Genomic DNA, 20,311 nt, shown 5'->3' on the forward strand with positions numbered 1-20,311 from the left:
TCTTAAAGAATAATTACAACGGACGTTCCATATTTGGACCGCACTATTCCATCTGTCGATCTATCTCCGGGAGCGGATTTATGAATAATCCGCCATGAGATTAAGAATAATTATCATTTAAAGGAGTGGTAAATGTCCAGATTCAATCCATCCCCTGTCAGTTTATCCGTGACACTTGGCTTAATAATTTCAGCTAACGCTTATGCTCAAGATGCGGCAAAAGCGGATGAAACCATGGTGGTAACCGCGGCTGGATACGCGCAAGCCATTCAAAATGCTCCTGCGAGTATCAGTGTGATTTCAAGAGAAGATCTGGAATCACGCTATTACCGTGATGTGACTGATGCACTAAAAGGCGTTCCGGGCGTGACCGTAACGGGCGGCGGTGATAAAACCGATATCAGCATTCGTGGTATGGGCTCAAGCTACACTTTGATTTTGGTGGATGGTAAACGTCAAACCTCGCGTCAGACTCGTCCAAACAGTGATGGGCCGGGTATTGAACAAGGTTGGTTGCCGCCTCTGCAAGCGATTGAGCGCATTGAAGTGATCCGCGGCCCGATGTCTACGCTGTACGGCTCTGATGCGATTGGTGGGGTAATTAACATCATCACCCGTAAAGATCAGCAGCAGTGGTCGGGGAATGTTCAGCTGTCCACTGTGGCGCAAGAGAATCGCGCCTCTGGCGATGAGCAGAGTGCTAACTTTTTTGTGACAGGCCCTTTAAGTGATGCTCTATCGCTGCAAGTTTATGGACAAGCAACGCAACGTGATGAAGATGAAATTGAGCGTGGTTATGGCGATAAGTCTCTACGCAGTTTGACCTCAAAGCTCAACTATCAGCTCAATCCTGAGCACCAGTTGCAGCTTGAGGCTGGTGTTTCGGCGCAAGATCGCCAAAATAACGTTGGCAAGTCGGCGCAATCGAGCGGATGTCGTGGTACGTGCAGCAACACCGATAACCAGTACCGCCGCAACCATATTGCCGTTTCTCACCAAGGGGATTGGCAGAGTGTTGGGCAATCCGATACCTATCTGCAATACGAAGAAAACACCAATCAGTCTCGTGAAATGAGCATTGATAATACGGTGTTCAAATCCACTTTAGTGACTCCTATCGGCGATCATATGCTGAGTTTCGGTTTAGAAGGGAAATACGAGAGTTTAGAGGATAAAACCTCCAACAAAATTTCGGCTCGTACGCATATTTCGAACAGCCAATGGGCGGGATTTATTGAAGATGAATGGGCACTCGTCGAGCAATTTCGTCTGACCTTTGGTGGCCGTCTGGATCATGACAAAAACTACGGTAGTCATTTCAGCCCACGTGTTTATGGGGTGTGGAATCTTGATTCAGCATGGACAGTGAAAGGTGGTGTCTCAACTGGCTTCCGCGCGCCACAGTTGCGCGAGGTGACGCCGGATTGGGGGCAAGTCAGTGGCGGCGGTAATATTTACGGCAACCCTAATCTCAAGCCTGAAACTTCCGTTAATAAAGAGTTGAGCTTGGTGTACAGCGCTGGCACGGGTCTCGCGGTATCGTTGACCGCTTTCCATAATAATTTTAAAGATAAGATCACTCGCGTCACTTGCCCTGCCAATATCTGTACCGATGGGCCAAACCAATGGGGCGCGGATCCTACTTATCGTGTGAATATTGATGAAGCCGAAACCTATGGTGCAGAGGCAACCTTAAGCTTGCCAATTACGGAAACCATTGAGTTGTCATCTAGCTACACTTACACCCACTCGGAGCAGAAAACCGGGAATTTTGCTGGCCGTCCGCTACTGCAGTTACCTAAGCATCTGTTCAATGCCAACTTGAGCTGGCAAACCACAGATCGCCTAAACAGTTGGGCAAACCTCAACTATCGTGGCAAGGAGATGCAGCCTGAAGGTGGTGCGTCGAATAATGATTTCATCGCGCCAAGCTACACCTTTATCGATACTGGTATTACTTACGCTTTAACTGATACCGCGACCATTAAAGCAGCGGTGTACAACCTGTTTGATCAGGACGTGAACTATGCAGAATATGGTTATGTGGAAGATGGCCGTCGTTACTGGCTAGGTTTGGATATTGCGTTTTAATAGATGGAGCATCGCTCCCAGAGGATTGGGTGTTTTCTCAATCCTCTGCCTTAGACGGTGATTCTGTGATTGAATCATTTATTGCACAGGATCGCCGTGCCAAACAGAGGACTATCGGTTACTATTGCCAGCCAATCTGATAGCGATAGGCGGTACAAGATGCTGAGGGTAGCAATTAACGGTTTTGGGCGCATTGGGCGTAACGTGTTACGCGCCGTGTATGAAAGTGGTAAAAGTGATCGCATTCAAGTCGTTGCGGTTAATGAACTTGCCAAACCGGATGCGATGGCGCATCTCCTTCAGTACGATACGAGCCACGGCCGCTTCGGCAAAAAAATTACCCATGACCAGCAACATATCTACGTTCATCACCAAAATGGTGAGTATGATCCGATCCGCATTCTGCACCTTTCTGAAATTCCACTCTTGCCTTGGCGCGATTTAGGCGTTGATTTGGTACTCGACTGTACTGGCGTATTTGGTTGTCAGGAAGATGGTCAAAAGCATATTGATGCTGGAGCCAGGTTAGTGTTGTTTTCACATCCGGGAGCCAGTGATCTCGATAACACCATCATCTATGGTGTTAACCATGAAACCTTAACGGCTGAGCATAAAATCGTTTCTAACGGATCCTGCACAACCAACTGCATTGTGCCGATTATCAAAGTGTTGGATGACGCATTTGGAATTGATTCTGGCACCATCACCACTATCCATTCTTCGATGAACGATCAACAAGTGATTGATGCATACCATACTGACTTGCGCCGTACCCGTGCTGCGAGCCAATCCATCATTCCTGTGGATACTAAGCTGCACAAAGGTATAGAAAGAATATTTCCGAAATTTTCTAACAAATTTGAAGCGATTTCGGTGCGCGTACCCACAGTAAATGTGACTGCGATGGATTTAAGTGTCACAATTAAATCAAATGTGAAAGTTAATGACGTAAATCAAACCATTGTGAACGCATCTCAGTGTACATTACGTGGCATTGTTGACTATACTGAAGCGCCTTTGGTTTCCATCGATTTTAACCACGATCCACACAGTGCGATTGTGGATGGAACACAAACGAGAGTCAGTAACGGGCAGTTAGTGAAAATGCTCGTATGGTGTGATAACGAATGGGGCTTTGCCAACCGGATGTTAGATACCGCTTTGGCAATGCAGGCCACGCAGTAACGGCCAAGCATGCACTTCAAATCAGGTTTGTACATTGAAACCCGAGGAACGCATCCCCATATCGGTAAACAGCTAAGAATTTACCGACTCGGCAGGGTCGCCGAGTTGCAGAATTTTCATTTCTTTAAATAGTTTGAGAGGACAAATCATGTCTGTAATCAAGATGATTGACCTGGATCTTGCAGGTAAACGCGTATTTATCCGTGCTGACCTGAACGTACCAGTAAAAGACGGCAAAGTGACTTCTGATGCACGTATCCTTGCGTCTCTACCAACAATCAAGCACTGCTTGGAAGCGGGCGCTAAAGTAATGGTCACTTCTCACCTGGGTCGCCCAACTGAAGGTGAGTATGCTGAGGAGTTCTCTCTACTACCAGTGGTTAACTACCTGAACGATGCACTAGACTGCGAAGTTCGCCTAGTTAAAGACTACATCGATGGTGTTGAACTGAACGCAGGTGAATTGGTTGTTCTGGAAAACGTTCGTTTCAACAAAGGCGAAAAGAAAAACGAAGAAGCTCTGTCTAAGAAATACGCAGCACTGTGTGACGTGTTTGTAATGGATGCGTTTGGTACAGCTCACCGTGCACAAGCTTCTACTCACGGCGTAGGTATGTTTGCTCCTATCGCTTGTGCAGGCCCTCTGTTGGCAGACGAACTGGAAGCACTAGGCAAAGCGATGGACAAGCCAGCTCGTCCAATGGTCGCTATCGTTGGTGGTTCAAAAGTTTCTACTAAACTGACTGTGCTTGAGTCACTGTCAAAAATCGCTGACCAACTGGTTGTTGGCGGTGGTATCGCGAACACCTTCATCGCAGCAGCAGGCCATAATGTAGGTAAGTCTCTGTACGAAGCAGACCTAGTGGATACTGCGAAAAAACTGATGGAAGAGTGTGCAATTCCAGTTGCGACCGACGTTGCGTGTGCAAAAGCATTCGATGAGAACGCAGAAGCTGAAATCAAACACGTTTCTGAAGTTCAAGACGACGATATGATTTTCGACTTGGGTCCAAACTCAACGGCTGAACTGGCTGAGATCCTGAAAAACGCGAAAACTATCCTGTGGAACGGCCCTGTAGGTGTATTCGAGTTCAAGAACTTTGAAGCAGGTACTCGTGGTATTGCAGAAGCAATCGCGAAATCAGAAGGCTTCTCTGTTGCGGGCGGTGGTGACACCCTAGCGGCGATCGACAAGTTCGGTATCAAAGCTGAGGTTTCTTACATCTCTACTGGCGGCGGTGCGTTCCTTGAGTTCGTTGAAGGTAAAAAACTGCCTGCAGTAGAAATGCTGGAAGCACGCGCTAAAGCGTAATAATCGAATGAAAGCGGGGGAAAACTCCCGCTTTCTTGTTTGCTGCACTGCGAGTATTTCTTTGGTAGAATGCCGCGATTGGTGAGCAAACGTTTGCAAGAATTGAAACTTACCGTTTTTATTTTTAAAACGACAGAAAATAGGATTCCATCCATGTCTAAGATCTTTGATTTTGTAAAACCTGGTGTTATCTCTGGTGATGACGTACAGAAAGTTTTTGAAGTAGCAAAACAAAATGGCTTTGCACTTCCAGCAGTAAACTGTGTAGGTACTGACTCTGTAAACGGCGTTCTAGAAGCAGCAGCAAAAGTGAAAGCGCCTGTTATCGTTCAGTTCTCTAACGGTGGCGCAGCATTCTTTGCTGGTAAAGGTCTGAAACTTGAAGGTCAACAAGCTCAAATTCTGGGCGCGATCGCAGGTGCTAAATACGTTCACACTGTCGCTGAAGCTTACGGTGTACCAGTAATTCTGCACACTGACCACGCAGCGAAAAACCTACTGCCTTGGATCGACGGTCTACTAGATGCAGGTGAAAAACACTTTGCTGAAACTGGTAAGCCTCTGTTCTCTTCTCACATGATCGACCTGTCTGAAGAGTCTCTGGAAGAGAACATCGAGATCTCTGCAAAATACCTAGAGCGCATGGCGAAAATGAACATGACTCTGGAGATCGAACTGGGTTGTACTGGTGGTGAAGAAGACGGTGTTGATAACTCTGACATGGATTCTTCTGAGCTGTACACTTCTCCAGAAGATGTTGCATACGCATACGAGAAACTGAACGCAATCAGCCACCGTTTCACTATCGCGGCATCTTTCGGTAACGTACACGGTGTTTACAAGCCAGGTAACGTTGTTCTGACTCCAACTATCCTGCGTGATTCTCAAAAATACGTTTCTGAGAAATTTGGTCTGCCAGAAAACTCTCTGAACTTCGTATTCCACGGTGGTTCAGGTTCTTCTCTGGAAGAAATCCGTGAGTCTATCTCTTACGGCGTGATCAAAATGAACATCGATACTGATACTCAGTGGGCAACATGGGATGGTATTCGTCAATACGAAGCGAAAAACCATGACTACCTGCAAGGTCAAATCGGTAACCCAACGGGTGAAGATGCGCCTAACAAGAAGTACTATGATCCACGTGTATGGCTGCGTGCAGGCCAAGCAGCAATGGTTACTCGCTTAGAAAAAGCGTTTGCTGACCTGAATGCAATCGACGTACTGTAATTCGCGTTAAAGCATGAACTATGAAGAAACCCGCTCTTGAGCGGGTTTCTTTTTTTGTGCTGCCTCATTTTGATTGGTAGCTTAGTTGTAAAATATTGTTTAACCTGTAACTGGAACGTAGCAGATTCAGCGTAACCTTTTGTTTGTTGTTCTTTACCAAACTCTGACTTTGATAAATGTTGAGTTTGCGTTATCGTGCCAAAATTCTGACTCTTGGCGGCTTATTTGTGCAAACCATTTGTGAGGTTTTCATCATTTCCGCTAATTTTTTATCCATTCTGAGAGGAAAACACTATGGCTGGTGAATCGATTGGTGTTGAAGCACCTATCGTTGAGAGTTTTAATCAGGTGAACACTTGGTTAACTAACAATTCGGATCTTTTGATTCAGTACGGTGTGAATATTATTTCCGCCATTTTGATCCTGTTTGTCGGTAACCTTATTGTTAAAGCAGTGGCTGGCAGCGTTGCTAATGTATTGAAAAAGAAAGAGATGGATAAGGCTGTTGTGGAGTTCATCCACGGTCTTGTTCGCTACACGCTGTTTATCATTGTATTGATTGCTGCTCTGAGCCGTATCGGCGTACAAACCGCTTCGGTTGTTGCGGTGATTGGTGCGGCTGGTCTGGCAGTTGGTCTGGCTCTGCAAGGTTCACTCTCTAACTTCGCAGCGGGTGTGCTGATCGTAGCGTTTCGTCCTTTCAAATCTGGTGACTATGTTGAAATCGGCGGTGTTGCGGGTTCAGTGGATGCCATTCAGATTTTCCAAACAGTGTTGAAAAGCCCAGATAACAAAATGGTAGTCGTACCAAACTCGGCAGTAATTGGCAGTGCAATCACTAACTACTCACGCCATGAAACTCGTCGTGTTGATATGGTGATTGGGGTGTCATACAAGTCTGATCTGCAGAAAACTAAGCGTGTTCTGCGTGAGACACTCGAAAAAGATCCTCGTATCCTAAAAGATCCTGATATGACTATCGGTGTTTTGACTTTGGCGGATTCATCAATCAACTTTGTAGTACGTCCATGGTGTAAAACTTCGGACTACTGGGCTGTTTACTTTGATTCGATGCAAGCAATCAAAGAAGCTCTGGATGCCAACGGTATCGAAATTCCATTCCCACAAATGGATGTGCATCTCAACAAAATCAACTAATTGTTGTGCAATATAAAAAAGGCGGAGTATTTACTCCGCCTTTTCTTTATTCCACTGTGCACTATTTGTTTGCGTCTGTTTGCTAGATTAGGCCGCCCAATGGGTGAGGTATAAATTTTTCGTTAATGCAAAAGCAATAATGAACATCATAGCGGCAACTGCCATATCAATCACTTGTCTGACGCGTGGCTTAGAAAGTGTTGTACTGAGTTTGGCCGCGCCGAGTGATAGGGTAAAAAACCAAACGAAAGAAGCGAGGATTGTCCCTATCGCAAAGGCAATTCGCTCATCACCTTGAAACTGCCCACCGATTGAGCCAAGAATCACCACTGTGTCTAAATACAAGTGGGGGTTAAACACGGTGACAGCAAAAGCACCAAAGATGACCGCTTTACGTCCTGCTGAAACGGGATTGGATACTGACTCCGATGCCTGTGCGGGTTTGAGTGCTGCACGTAGTGAAAGAAAGCCATAAGCACACAGAAATAGAATTCCGCCCAAGGTTACACCAATCAATAAGCTCGTATTTTGAGAGATGAGCGCACCACCGCCAAAGATACCGAGAGTGATGAAAAACATATCGAGAACGCCACAGGTGGCGGCCGTAGTTAGGTGATGGTGGCGTTTAATCCCTTGGTTAAGTACATAAGCATTTTGAGCACCGATGGGAATAATCATGGTTGCACCTAAGCTGAATCCCTGCAGCAGAATCCACCAGTTCATTTGTTTACCTCAGACAGCTTGATTGGAGTGATAAGCTGAGCAAGATAAGTATTCGAGCTGGATAAGTATAATTAATGATTTTAATATCATATTAAAGAGACTAATAAATGAGTGAAGAAACGCATGCGTGGTCTAGATTATCGTTGGATTGAGGCGCTGGACAGTGTGGTGAATAAAGGCAGTTTTGAACGGGCTGCTGAACAATTGTTCATCTCTCAATCTGCAGTATCACAACGTATTAAGCAGCTGGAAAAATATTTGGCTCAACCGGTGTTGATTCGAGAGCAGCCACCAAGACCGACATTGGTAGGAAAAAAGCTGCTCGGCCTTTATCGGCGTGTTTGCTTAATTGAGCAGGAGTTGGTGCCAGAATTGACCAACCAAGAGCATGTTCGCCCAGTTTCTATGTCTATCGCTACCAATGCAGACAGCCTTGCTACTTGGCTTTTACCTGCGCTCAATACGGTAATGAAAACTCGGCAAGTGGAACTTAATTTGGCTATCTATGGTGAATCACGCACCCTGGATAAGTTGAAAAATGGAGAAGTAGTTGGTGCGATAAGCCTTGAGCCACAGCCCATTACGGGGTGTAGCGCTGAATACTTGGGACAGATGGAGTATTTGTGTGTTGCCAGCCCGGAATTTTATCAGCGTTATTTTGCTAAAGGGGTGAATGAGCGTTCTTTAATGAAAGCTCCAGCGGTGTCTTACGATCAGTATGATGAACTGCACAACAAATTCTTATGGGATTATTTTTCTGTTCCACGGGATAAAGTGATTAACCACACGGTAGGAAGTTCTGAAGCCTTTGTACGCCTTGCAGTTTCTGGTGCTGCTTATTGCTTGATCCCTCGTTTACAGATCATTCAGGAGTTGGAAAGCGGAGCGTTAATCAATATAACTCCCGAGTTTATGTTGTCGTATCCCATCTTCTGGCATCACTGGCAGTTAGAAACAGGAGTGCTGCTTGAATTAAGCCAAGCGATTACAGGCTATGCGAAAAGCGTACTGCCCCAATAATTTACCGAGTCAAAGTTGTGTGATTTTTATTCGCGGAGACTGAATCTATGCATTGCTTGGCTTATGATGTTGGCAGGCGATGATATAAGGATCGAAACGATGAAATTATTAGCACCTGTGGTTTTACTTTTTTCTGTTCTCTCTGCCCCTACCTTTGCTCAGGACTGGGATTTTCCACATATTTCGACTACAGGCTATGGTGAAGTCACGGCTGTGCCGGATATGGCTGAATTCTCGGTTAAAGTTGTTGAATCAACCATGAATGCTGAACAAGCCAAGGCTGCAGTTGATAAAGCGGTAACCGAGTTTATTACAACACTGGTGAAAACTGGGGTAGCACAGCAGAATATCTCTAGCTCCAATCTCTACATTAACCCTCAATACCATTACCCTGCGAACGGTAAACCTGAACTTGTGGGATACCAGGCATCTCGCTCTATCACTGTTAGAGTGGAAGAGGTGAGTAAGCTCAATCAATATCTGGATATCGCATTAGAATCAGGCATCAATCAAGTCAATAGCATTCAATTGAAAGTGCGTGATCAAGAGAAGTATCAACAGCAAGCACGAATGGCGGCGATTGAGGACGCTAAGCAAAAAGCTCAGTCATTGGCTAAAGGTTTTGAGCGTCGTTTAGAAGGGGTTTGGCGAGTGGATTACAACACGCCAAGTGTTGAACCAATCATGATGCGCTCAGCGAATCTCAGTGAAAAAATGGACGTGAGTGATACTTATCAAGAATCCTCACTGGTGATCCGTGATCGAGTGGATGTGGTGTATAAACTGGCTCCGTAATCCTTAAGTTATGTTGTTAGTATGAGTGAAATAGGGTCGACGAAAGTCGGCCCTATTTACTTGTTGTCGTTCAACTTTTATTCATTAATCAGCTTATGAAGCCAGTGGGTCTAGACTTATCTCATTGTCTTTTCAGATTAATTTAATGAATGTCATATTTTCATTACAGTTAGACTAAAGCCTAATTTTGCTGAAATTTTGAGCTAAACTGAGCAATAAGTAAACTGCTGACTTTTTCATCAATAATGCTCATTGATTGAAGGAAGGTCGTTGTTACTTTCTGTCATGCCTAGGCATAGGAAATCAAACACACTGAGCAAGTGAGAGGCAGTGTATGTTGAATCATCTTCTTGTGAGACTGACGATTGGCTGTTTATTGGTATTAGGCATTAAGCTCAGCGCACTTTATTTTCTACCTATGGTGCTTTTGCTTAATACTCATCACAAAGAGTTTTTCGGTTGGTAATAAAAACGGAGCCATGTAGGCTCCGTTTGTTTATCACGACACAACCAACCGCCGATAGAGCGGTGTGAATGTGTTTGATTACAGTACGTGTACTGAAGCAGTGTTGGTAGTGCCAGAAGCAACTAGAGCGCCTGAAACCATCACTACGATGTCGCCTTTCTTGCCTAGGCCAGATTGCAGAGCAATCTCTTTACCTAAGTGGTAGAAAGCGTCAGTGTTGTCAATTGCGTCAACCACAACTGGCGTTACACCCTTAGAAAGTACTAGCTGAGCTGCAGTTTTCTTGTTGGTGGTTACCGCAATGATGTTTGCAGTTGGGAAGTATTTACGGATTGAACGCGCTGATTTACCCGCTTCAGTTGCAACGATGATCAGTGGCGCAGCCAGCTTCTCAGCAGTGTCTACCGCACCTTTACATACCGCTTCAGTGATACGCAGACGTGGGCTATCCAGACGTGAACCTAGTTCAGCTTTCAGTACAGAATCAGTACGGTTAGCGATTTGAGCCATGATCTTCACAGCTTCAACTGGGTATTTACCTTTTGCAGTTTCGCCAGACAGCATCACTGCATCAGTACCGTCCATGATCGCGTTTGCAACGTCACCCGCTTCAGCACGAGTTGGACGTGGGTTCTTGATCATAGAATCGAGCATTTGAGTTGCAGTGATAACCACTTTACGTGCGCGGTTACATTTTTCGATCATCATCTTTTGAGCGAAGATTACTTCTTCAGCTGGGATTTCAACACCTAGGTCGCCACGTGCAACCATGATGCCGTCAGACAGCTCAAGGATCTCATCGAAGTTGTCCAAGCCTTCTTGGTTTTCGATTTTAGAGATGATTTGGATGTTTTGGCCACCGTGTGATGCCAGAACTTCACGAATTTCTTTTACGTCAGAACCTTTACGGATGAAAGAAGCTGCAACGAAATCAACGCCTTGCTCACAACCAAATTTCAGGTCGTTTTTGTCTTTTTCAGACAGAGCTGGCAGGTTTACAGAAACGCCTGGCAGGTTAACGCCTTTGTTTTCACCTAGTGCACCGTTGTTCAGTACTTTACATTTCACTTCAGTGTCAGTAGTCGCAACAACTTCCATCTCGATCAGACCGTCGTCAACCAGAATACGGTTACCAACATTCAGATCTTTAGCAAAGCCAGAGTAAGTTACAGCTACGCGATCTTTGTTACCAACAACAGCAGTGTCAGTAGTGAAAGTGAATTCTTGACCAGCAACTAAATCAACATCATCACCGTTTTCCAGTTTGATGGTACGGATCTCTGGGCCTTTAGTATCCAGCAGAATCGCCAGTTGTTTACCGGTCACTTCCATTACTTTACGGAAGTTAGCGATACGAGTGCCGTGCTCAACGTAGTCACCGTGAGAGAAGTTCAGGCGCATTACATTCATGCCTGAGTTAACTAGCTCAGTTAGCTTCTCTACAGACTCAGTTTTTGGGCCAATCGTACATACGATTTTGGTCTTTTTCATGGAAGAGTTTCTCCGATAAACAAAATGATTTTGAAGTTGGTTGTAAGTTCTGAAGTGTTCTCGGTGGTGGCAACTTTGCTTCGTCAATTGCCAAGTCTAGCTCACGAGTCTACAGCACTCCAAAACTGAAAGTCTTTCAACAGATTTAGTCATTTTATGACTGACTGTTTGATCAAAAATTTCAGAAAAATCCCTACTTAGCGCCGATGTACTGGGGGCTCTAGGCGTATTTTTTACTCAATTCTGTAATTTTTTTTCTTTTCTAGGGCGAATTCTACCACTGAATGATAGCAATATCACTGTCTAAGAATTGTCTTAGGACAAGGTTTTAGCGCGAATTATTAATTTTTTGGATCGAAATAAATGGACTTATTTGTTTCGTTTTAACTATACTTAGTTTCGGTTCGTAACTTTAAATGTATTTAAAAATGTCGAAACGAAATACACAACTGAGAAGACACACTATAGTTAAGTTAGTTAATGAGCAGGGCGAGGTGAGTGTTGAGGCTCTTTCTTCTCAATTTGAAACCTCAGAAGTTACTATACGCAAAGACTTAGCTTCTCTAGAAAAAAATGGTCAACTTTTGCGCCGCTATGGTGGTGCCACCGCACTGCCGAAAGAAGTGATGCACGATGAAATGAGTGAAAAGGTTTCAGTTCGAAAGGTTTCTTTGGCTAAGGCCGCAGCAAAACTGATTCGTGACCATAATCGGATTGTGATTGATAGCGGCAGTACAACAGCCGCTTTAATCCAGCAACTTAATGACAAGCGCGGCTTGGTCGTGATGACAAACTCGTTGCATGTGGCTAACGCTCTGAATGAATTAGAAAACGAACCAACACTGCTCATGACGGGTGGAACGTGGGACACCCATTCTGAGTCGTTTCAGGGCAAAGTGGCTGAGTCTGTCCTACGATCATATGACTTTGATCAGCTATTTATTGGCGCTGATGGCATCGACCTCGAACGCGGAACCACTACGTTTAACGAGTTAGTTGGGCTGAGCAAGGTGATGGCCGAAGTATCACGTGAAGTGATTGTAATGATCGAGTCAGACAAAGTCGGGCGCAAGATCCCTAACTTGGAGTTGAGTTGGGACTGTATTGATGTGTTAGTCACAGATCATGAATTGAGTGACGAGTTCGCCAAACAAATTGAATCTCACCAAGTTCGAGTTATTCGCGCCACGGTGAAATAACAAATCCTTCAGCGCTATTCACGTTGAGTAAGAGCGCGACAGTATAAAAATATGGAGTTTAAATATGTGTGGAATTGTTGGTGCGGTTGCACAACGCGATGTTGCTGAAATTTTAGTACAAGGTTTACGACGTCTTGAATACCGTGGCTACGACTCAGCAGGCGTTGCGGTAGTAGATAGCGATAAACAACTCACTCGTCTACGTCGTTTGGGTAAAGTACAAGAACTTGCGGATGCTGTTGAAGCTGCGCAAGTGGTTGGTGGAACGGGTATTGCACATACTCGCTGGGCAACACATGGTGAACCTTCTGAAATCAATGCTCATCCACACATCTCTGGTGATATTACTGTGGTGCATAATGGCATCATTGAAAACCATGAAATGCTGCGTTCAATGCTACAAGAGCGTGGTTATGTGTTTGAATCTCAAACGGATACTGAAGTGATTGCTCATTTGGTGGAATGGGAATTACGCAATGCATCTTCTCTATTGGAAGCCGTGCAAGCAACAGTGAAGCAGCTTACCGGTGCTTATGGCACGGTAGTGATGGATCGTAAAGATCCTTCTCGCTTAGTGGTTGCTCGTTCAGGAAGCCCGATTGTGATTGGCTTTGGGATCGGTGAAAACTTCCTTGCTTCAGATCAGTTGGCATTACTCAATGTGACGCGCCGATTCATGTATCTTGAAGAGGGAGATGTGGCAGAAATCACTCGTCGTGAGGTTCGCGTGTTTGATCTGCTGGGCAATCCCGTACAACGTGAAATCAGTGAATCGAAATTAGAGCACGATGCGGCGGACAAAGGCCATTATCGTCATTACATGCAAAAAGAGATTTTTGAGCAGCCGAAAGCGCTGATTAACACCATGGAAGGTCGCATCACGCACGACAGCGTGGTGGTTGAAAGCATTGGTGTGAATGCCGCTGAGATTCTGGCGAAAGTTGAACATGTGCAAATCGTGGCTTGTGGCACTTCCTATAATGCAGGCATGACAGCTCGTTATTGGTTTGAATCTCTAGCTGGCGTGAGCTGCGATGTCGAAATAGCTTCTGAATTCCGCTACCGCAAATTTGTAACCCGTCCAAACAGTTTGCTGATCACCTTATCTCAGTCGGGAGAGACAGCGGATACTTTAGCAGCGCTGCGTCTTGCTAAAGAAAAAGGTTATATGGCGGCCATGACGATTTGTAACGTTGCAGGTTCCTCTTTGGTGCGTGAGTCAGATTTTGCCTTTATGACCCGTGCAGGGACGGAAATCGGCGTTGCCTCGACCAAAGCCTTCACAACTCAACTTGTGACGCTACTGATGCTGGTGACAGCATTAGGCAAGCAACAGCAACGCATTGGTCGTGAGTTAGAAACTGAGATCGTACAGGCATTGCACCAACTGCCTAAACAGATTGAAACGGCATTGTCGTTTGAAAAACAGATCGAAACGCTGGCTGAAGACTTTGCAGATAAGCACCACACTCTATTCTTGGGGCGTGGCGAATACTATCCAATTGCTGTTGAAGCCTCTCTCAAACTGAAAGAGATCTCTTACATCCATGCGGAAGCTTATGCGGCGGGTGAGTTAAAACATGGCCCATTGGCTCTGATCGACGCTGACATGCCAGTAGTGGTCGTGGCTCCGAGCAATGAGCTACTCGAGAAACTCAAATCCAATATCGAGGAAGTTCGAGCACGCGGTGGTTTGCTGTATGTGTTTGCCGATGAGGTTGCGGGCTTTGAAGCGGACGATACGATGAAAATTATCGCCATGCCGCATGTTAGCGAAATTGTGGCACCGATTTATTACACCATTCCGATGCAGTTGCTCTCTTACCATGTTGCTTTAATCAAAGGTACCGATGTAGACCAACCTCGTAACCTTGCCAAAGCGGTAACGGTGGAATAAACCTTCTGATAAGTAAAAGGGCTGCTCATTGGGCAGCCCTTTTTCTATTTAGCCAGTCCAGTTTAAGGGTTGGTATTTAAGTAAGCTTGTGTGGAAATACGAGTCCAATCACGTACTTTGTTTAAGTAAGCCTGCTGTGAATCGATGATCTCTTTTGCCAAAGGATCACTCGCTGCTTGCTCTTGTAGCAGTTCATTATTCGCTTGGCGCAGCGCGGCAAGCACGGCTGGTGGGAAATCACGTACCTTGATATCAGGGTACTCACTTTTCATTTCTGCCCAACTGGTGGCGTTCGCATCAATGGCTTGGTTGTACATATCAAAGGCGGCGACACGGAAGGCGGTTTCTAAGATCACTTGAATGTCTTTCGGTAGCGTATCCCATTTCTTTTTATTGACCAGAAATTGAGTTTCGGAGCCCGGCTCATGCCACGCGGTGTAGTAGTAAGGGGCAATTTTATGAAAGCCCATGCGCAGATCAAAGGCAGGGCCAACCCATTCCAGCGCATCTATCGTGCCACGCTCAAGTGAGGTGTAAAGCTCACCTGGTGCGATGTTGGTGGGTTTAGCGCCCACCTTCGCTAGCACTTCACCCGCAAATCCAGGGATGCGCATTTTTAGACCCTGTAGGTCTTCAACGCTGTTGATCTCTTTTTTAAACCATCCCCCCATCTGAATATCCGAATTGCCACCGGGGAAAGAGAGCAGATTGTGTGGAGCATACACCTTCTCCATTAACTGCATCCCACCGCCATAGTAGAACCAGGCATACTGTTCAGTGGCTATCATTCCAAAAGGCATAGAAGAGAAAAAGAGGGTATTCGGCACTTTACCTTTCCAGTAATAAGAGCTGGAGTGGCCGAGATCGTATTGACCGGATTTCACCATATCAAACACGCCAAGTGGTGCCTTGTGCTTGTTGGCTGAATCGATGCGGATCTGAATGCGGCCATTCGACATTTCAGCGGCTAACTTGGCCATGTTTTTCGGAGCATCACCGAGGATAGGGGTATTTGCTCCCCAAGTTTCGGCTAGAGTGAGTTTATAAATGGGCTGTTCGTCAGCCTGCGCAGTACCAAGTAGAGCGCTCAGAATCAGAGCTAGCGCTGCGCGACTTTTCGTGAAATAGGTTGTGATTGACATAACTTCCTCGTTGTTATCGTTATCGAAGCTGTAGAGTCTAAGCTGCTGAAAAAAGAGTCAATGATGAAATGGGGGTAACTTGCCATGCCAATTAGAGTGATGCACTAATGTTGATTGAAAAATAAGCACGAAGAGTTGAAGGTGTTAGAGGGTAATTAAGAAAGTTAGATTTATTTGCTTAAGATTAGAATTTTATTTTGATTAAAGAATTGTTTGATGGGTCACGCCAAGATCGAGGATCTTGGCGTAACAGATTAAATGTCGCTGAAATATTGGTGCATCGCGAGATAGTTTTGTGCTTCTTTCTGCCCCATATAGCGTGCCAGTGTTTTACTTGGCACGTTGCGCAGATCAACAACAATTAGACCATCTAGCGCATTATTAAAGGCGGGATCGACATTAAAGCTCACCAGTTTGCCATTAAGTCCTAGGTACTGACGCAGTAAAACCGGGACGCCTTTTCCTTCATCAATACGTGCAATCACTCGTGAAAGTAGTTGTAAGTCGGCCAGTGATGTTAAAAGGCTGGCATTCCACTGTCCCTGCCCAGCGGGTAATGGGTTAGTGGCCATCACGAGTTCTGCTTGCTCACTATCGTAGTAGTGCAGAGTCATGGTGTCAGCTAATAAACGCCTTGCTTGTTCACTGTAATCATTGCTGATACTGACGGGACCAAACAAATGAGTATATTGAGGGTGGCGTTCAATATAGGTGCCAATTCCTTTCCAGAGTAGGAGTAATGCAGCCATACTTTTTTGATATTGGCTGTCGATGACCGAGCGCCCGATTTCGATCGTATTCCCCATGTTGTCGAGAAAACGCTGGTCGTAATGAAAAAGGGTACTGGAATAGAGACCACGTATCCCTTTGTCTTGTAGAAGTTGATCTATAAGCCCTAAACGATAAGCGCCTACAAGCTGGTTCTGTTCACGATCCCAAATAAACAGATGTAAGTAATCGCGATCAAACAGGTCGATATCCAGTGCGAATCCTGTACCTTCTCCCACTTCGCGAAAATTCAACTCTCGTACTCGACCTATTTCATGCATCAGTGACGGAATCTTATCTGCCGTTGTGCAGTACACATCGAATTGGTTATGGCGCAGCATGTGGTCGCCATAAGGAAGCTGCGTAATATCCTCAAGCAGATCTTCAAGAGGAAGACGTTCTGCTACTGGAGGCAAAGAATGATCGTTAGTGGTTTTATTACGCACAGGAGAGGACTGTAAAAGGTAAGTATTAAGCCGTAGATAATTCACTAGCTGTTGATCACACAGGTGCTGCACTTCACTGTGTGAAATCATCTCACCGATTGCGATGCCAATTTCTGTTTGCTGTTTGTTTAGAAGTTCACGGCCTAGCATTAAAGTGCGTAGCATAGGATGAACTTTACCTGCTAAATAAAAGCGAGTGGAGTTATGCCCATCAATGTAGACCGGAACGGTCTGAGCTTGGTGTTTTTTCACTAAGCGACTGACGGATTGACTCCATTCTTTGTCCTCCAATCTGCCTTGTTTGCTGTCAACCAATTGAGAAACCTCACCCGCTGGGAACATGAGCAGTAAACCGCCTTGCTCCAAATGTTTATGGGCTTGGCGTGAAGCATGGAGGTTAGCTTTTGCGGCATCAGCACCTTCGAATACATCCACCCCAATAAAGAGTGAAGAAAGCTCTGGTACTAGCTTTAAGTACTGATTAGCCAAAATTTTTATATCGGATCGAACGGACAGTAGCATCTCAGCCAAAATGACACCTTCCACACATCCCAAAGGATGGTTGGCTACCACGATAGTCGCACCTTGCTGCGGGATATTGGCGAGCTGCCCACGTACAATCTGATAGTCAATACCAAGAACATCGAGAGTAAAGCGCAAAAACTCACGAGTATCCCCATTGGCTGGGCGTTGCGCATAGAATCTATTGAGACGCTTTAATCCGGTTGCCCATTCAGCGAAATGTTCACCTAAACCAAATGGAGTTTTTCGGGGTAGAACGAATGGTGAAGTAGAAAGCATAGCAACCTCTTGTTTGACGGTTTATCAAGAGGCTAGTTGGAGCATGTTGCAAAATAGCGACATTATGATGAGGTTTTTATTGCGTGGCCGAAAAGCGTGAAAATAAAATGAAACCAGTTGAGTATTTTCAGAAATAAGTCCATTTGCTCACATTTTGTACACAAAGTGTGATGGGCAAGGAATTTTAATGCTAGTTTATCTAAGCGGGTATAACGCAATTAATGAAAACGACATTACACCTTTGTTTTGCTGATCTGGAATAGACGGGAGCTTTTGCTCCCGTTGCTTTTTCTCAAAGCGGAAATATTTTTGTGACGAATGAATCGCAAGGAAGAAAAGCAGGTTAAGTGGTGGCTTGATGAATTCGAGCGAGAATTTGCCTTGAAGCAATAAACGAAAAAAGCTAGTAAACACAAGGTTTACTAGCTTTTCGGAATCTGGTGGCCCCTCCCAGGTTCGAACTGGGGACCAAGCGATTATGAGTCGCCTGCTCTAACCACTGAGCTAAGGGGCCAAATTGGTGTCAGATTATAGGGGAAGGAGGGTAAGTGTGTCTAGCCAAAGCAGATTTAATAATGCTTACAATTTATTCACTTAGCTTGTATAAAAAAGAAAAGGTGAGCTGTGCCCACCTTTTTCTGTATTACAGAGAGTGATTATTCATCCAAGAAACTGCGCAGAACTTCTGAGCGGCTTGGATGACGCAGCTTACGCAGCGCTTTAGCTTCAATCTGACGAATACGTTCACGAGTTACGTCAAACTGTTTGCCCACTTCTTCCAATGTATGGTCGGTATTCATATCAATACCGAAACGCATACGCAGCACTTTGGCTTCACGAGGAGTTAGACCCGCTAATACATCGCGAGTAGCCGCTTTAAGGCTGGTTGCTGTCGCAGAGTCCAGTGGCAGTTCAAGGGTCGTATCCTCAATAAAATCACCCAGATGCGAATCTTCATCATCACCGATTGGTGTTTCCATGGAGATTGGCTCTTTAGCAATTTTCAGCACTTTACGGATCTTGTCTTCTGGCATTTGCATGCGCTCTGCCAATTCTTCTGGCAGCGGCTCACGACCCATCTCTTGCAGCATTTGGCGCGAGATTCGATTCAGTTTGTTGATCGTTTCGATCATGTGCACTGGAATACGAATAGTACGTGCTTGGTCTGCAATTGAGCGGGTGATTGCCTGACGGATCCACCAAGTCGCATAAGTTGAGAACTTATAACCACGACGATATTCAAACTTGTCTACAGCCTTCATCAGGCCGATGTTACCTTCTTGGATCAGATCCAAGAATTGCAGACCACGGTTGGTGTATTTCTTAGCAATCGAAATAACCAGACGTAAGTTCGCTTCTACCATCTCTTTTTTCGCACGGCGAGCTTTCGCTTCACCGATAGACATACGACGGCTGATGTCTTTGATACGCTCAACAGACAGTGAAGTCTCTTGTTCGATCATCTGCAGTTTTTGGATTGAGCGGCGAATATCGTCTTCTTGCTCACGTACTTTTTGTACATAAGGTTTATCAGAAGCGAGCACTTTATCGAGCCATTCTTCATTCGATTCATTGCCTGTAAACAGAGCAATAAATGATTTCTTTGGCATTTTCGCGACTTCAACCACTGCTTTCATCACCAAACGCTCTTGGGTACGAACACGATCCATCGAGGTACGCAGAGTTTCAACCAAATGGTCAAATTGTTTTGGTGTTAGGCGGAATTCGCGGAAGATATCCAGTACCAGGCTTGAAGCTTCAGATGCTTGGTTACTGTCACGACCAAATTCATTAACCGCTAATTGCAGGTTTTGGAACTTGCCGCGCAGTTCATTGAATTTCTCACGAGCGAGCTCAGGGTCAATACCCACTTCTTCTTCGCTGTCGCTGCTTTCACCGTCGCCGTCTTCATCTTCATCCTCGTCTTCATCCTCCGCGACCTCGTCATCTTCATCAGCGAGATCGGCTTCAGAGAGTTCTGAACCGATGTGAGTAGCAGTTGGCGCTTCGGTTTCCATGTCGTTAGGATCAACGAAACCAGAAATCAGGTCAGTCAGACGTAGTTCTTCTGCCTGAACCTTGTCAAACTGTTCAAGAATGTATGGGATGGTTCCAGGATACTCAGCAATCGCACTTTGAACTTGGTTAATACCATCTTCAATGCGCTTGGCAATATCGATTTCGCCTTCACGTGTCAAAAGCTCAACCGTACCCATTTCACGCATGTACATGCGAACAGGGTCGGTAGTGCGGCCAATTTCACTCTCTACGCTTGAAAGTGCCGCGGCTGCTGCTTCGGCAGCATCTTCGTCAGTGATGGTGGTATCATCGCTGAGGGCGAGATCATCGGCATCAGGAGCTGTTTCAACTACCTTGATACCCATGTCATTGATCATCTGAATAATATCTTCCACCTGCTCTGAATCAACGATTTCAGCAGGCAAGTGGTCATTTACTTCGGCGTAGGTCAGATAGCCCTGTTCCTTGCCACGAAGGACAAGTTGTTTAAGCTGTGACTGCGGATTTTGATCCATAGACGGTATCCAACTTCGTATCTGGTGAAGGAATAAGTATGCGCAATGCAAAC

At 45.4% G+C, this 20,311-nt stretch carries 14 protein-coding genes and 1 tRNA gene; 9 read left to right on the forward strand and 6 right to left on the reverse strand.

All coding sequences use genetic code 11. The annotated features are described in order from the left end of the window. Positions 1–132 precede the first annotated feature (132 nt). From D908_RS03335 to mscS, 5 genes are all read left to right on the forward strand, one after another. Positions 133–2,091, forward strand: a complete 1,959-nt coding sequence (locus D908_RS03335) for a ligand-gated channel protein (protein WP_005526785.1) — start codon at positions 133–135, stop codon at positions 2,089–2,091. Between the two features lie 159 nt (positions 2,092–2,250). Continuing rightward, positions 2,251–3,276, forward strand: coding sequence for an erythrose-4-phosphate dehydrogenase (gene epd, locus D908_RS03330; RefSeq protein ID WP_000946634.1), 1,026 nt, complete (start codon positions 2,251–2,253; stop codon positions 3,274–3,276). A gap of 148 nt (positions 3,277–3,424) precedes the next feature. Next, complete coding sequence (locus tag D908_RS03325; RefSeq protein WP_000111263.1) at positions 3,425–4,588, forward strand: phosphoglycerate kinase; 1,164 nt, start codon at positions 3,425–3,427, stop codon at positions 4,586–4,588. Between the two features lie 153 nt (positions 4,589–4,741). After that, a complete protein-coding gene (gene fbaA, locus D908_RS03320) occupies positions 4,742–5,818 on the forward strand; it encodes a class II fructose-bisphosphate aldolase (protein WP_000034369.1) in 1,077 nt (358 codons plus the stop codon). 294 nt (positions 5,819–6,112) lie between these two features. Continuing rightward, positions 6,113–6,976, forward strand: coding sequence for a small-conductance mechanosensitive channel MscS (gene mscS / locus D908_RS03315; RefSeq protein WP_000896744.1), 864 nt, complete (start codon positions 6,113–6,115; stop codon positions 6,974–6,976). 87 nt (positions 6,977–7,063) lie between these two features. Here mscS and D908_RS03310 read toward each other — a convergent pair whose 3' ends face one another. Beyond that, on the reverse strand, positions 7,064–7,699 hold the full coding sequence (locus tag D908_RS03310) for a LysE/ArgO family amino acid transporter (RefSeq protein ID WP_001104697.1): 636 nt from the start codon (positions 7,697–7,699) through the stop codon (positions 7,064–7,066). Between the two features lie 123 nt (positions 7,700–7,822). On the opposite strand from D908_RS03310, the gene D908_RS03305 reads away from it, so the two are divergent. Continuing rightward, positions 7,823–8,719: a LysR family transcriptional regulator ArgP gene (locus D908_RS03305; RefSeq protein WP_001214473.1), complete on the forward strand. Its 897-nt coding sequence runs from the start codon at positions 7,823–7,825 to the stop codon at positions 8,717–8,719. A 99-nt stretch (positions 8,720–8,818) separates the two neighbouring features. Further along, entirely contained in the window at positions 8,819–9,514 is a 696-nt protein-coding gene (locus D908_RS03300) for an oxidative stress defense protein (protein ID WP_000770272.1), read from the forward strand. A gap of 544 nt (positions 9,515–10,058) precedes the next feature. On the opposite strand, the gene pykF is transcribed toward D908_RS03300, so the two are convergent. Further along, complete coding sequence (gene pykF, locus D908_RS03295) at positions 10,059–11,471, reverse strand: pyruvate kinase PykF (RefSeq protein WP_000751462.1); 1,413 nt, start codon at positions 11,469–11,471, stop codon at positions 10,059–10,061. A gap of 428 nt (positions 11,472–11,899) precedes the next feature. On the opposite strand from pykF, the gene D908_RS03290 reads away from it, so the two are divergent. Continuing rightward, entirely contained in the window at positions 11,900–12,670 is a 771-nt protein-coding gene (locus D908_RS03290; RefSeq protein WP_005526788.1) for a DeoR/GlpR family DNA-binding transcription regulator, read from the forward strand. A gap of 64 nt (positions 12,671–12,734) precedes the next feature. Next, positions 12,735–14,567, forward strand: a complete 1,833-nt coding sequence (gene glmS, locus D908_RS03285; RefSeq protein WP_005526791.1) for a glutamine--fructose-6-phosphate transaminase (isomerizing) — start codon at positions 12,735–12,737, stop codon at positions 14,565–14,567. 62 nt (positions 14,568–14,629) lie between these two features. On the opposite strand, the gene D908_RS03280 is transcribed toward glmS, so the two are convergent. From D908_RS03280 to rpoD, 4 genes are all read right to left on the reverse strand, one after another. After that, complete coding sequence (locus tag D908_RS03280) at positions 14,630–15,709, reverse strand: TRAP transporter substrate-binding protein (protein ID WP_000029161.1); 1,080 nt, start codon at positions 15,707–15,709, stop codon at positions 14,630–14,632. Positions 15,710–15,963: 254 nt separating this feature from the next. Then, positions 15,964–17,724 (reverse strand): lysophospholipid acyltransferase family protein, encoded by a 1,761-nt coding sequence (locus D908_RS03275; RefSeq protein ID WP_005526793.1) that lies wholly within the window; start codon positions 17,722–17,724, stop codon positions 15,964–15,966. A 438-nt stretch (positions 17,725–18,162) separates the two neighbouring features. Next, positions 18,163–18,238: transfer RNA gene (locus tag D908_RS03270), tRNA-Ile, on the reverse strand. 142 nt (positions 18,239–18,380) lie between these two features. After that, positions 18,381–20,258 carry an RNA polymerase sigma factor RpoD gene (rpoD, locus tag D908_RS03265; protein ID WP_000372613.1) on the reverse strand — a complete coding sequence of 626 codons (1,878 nt, stop codon included), beginning with the start codon at positions 20,256–20,258 and terminating at the stop codon, positions 18,381–18,383. Positions 20,259–20,311: the final 53 nt, after the last annotated feature.

The sequence above is a fragment of the Vibrio mimicus CAIM 602 genome (assembly GCF_000338875.1).
GTDB lineage: Bacteria > Pseudomonadota > Gammaproteobacteria > Enterobacterales > Vibrionaceae > Vibrio > Vibrio mimicus.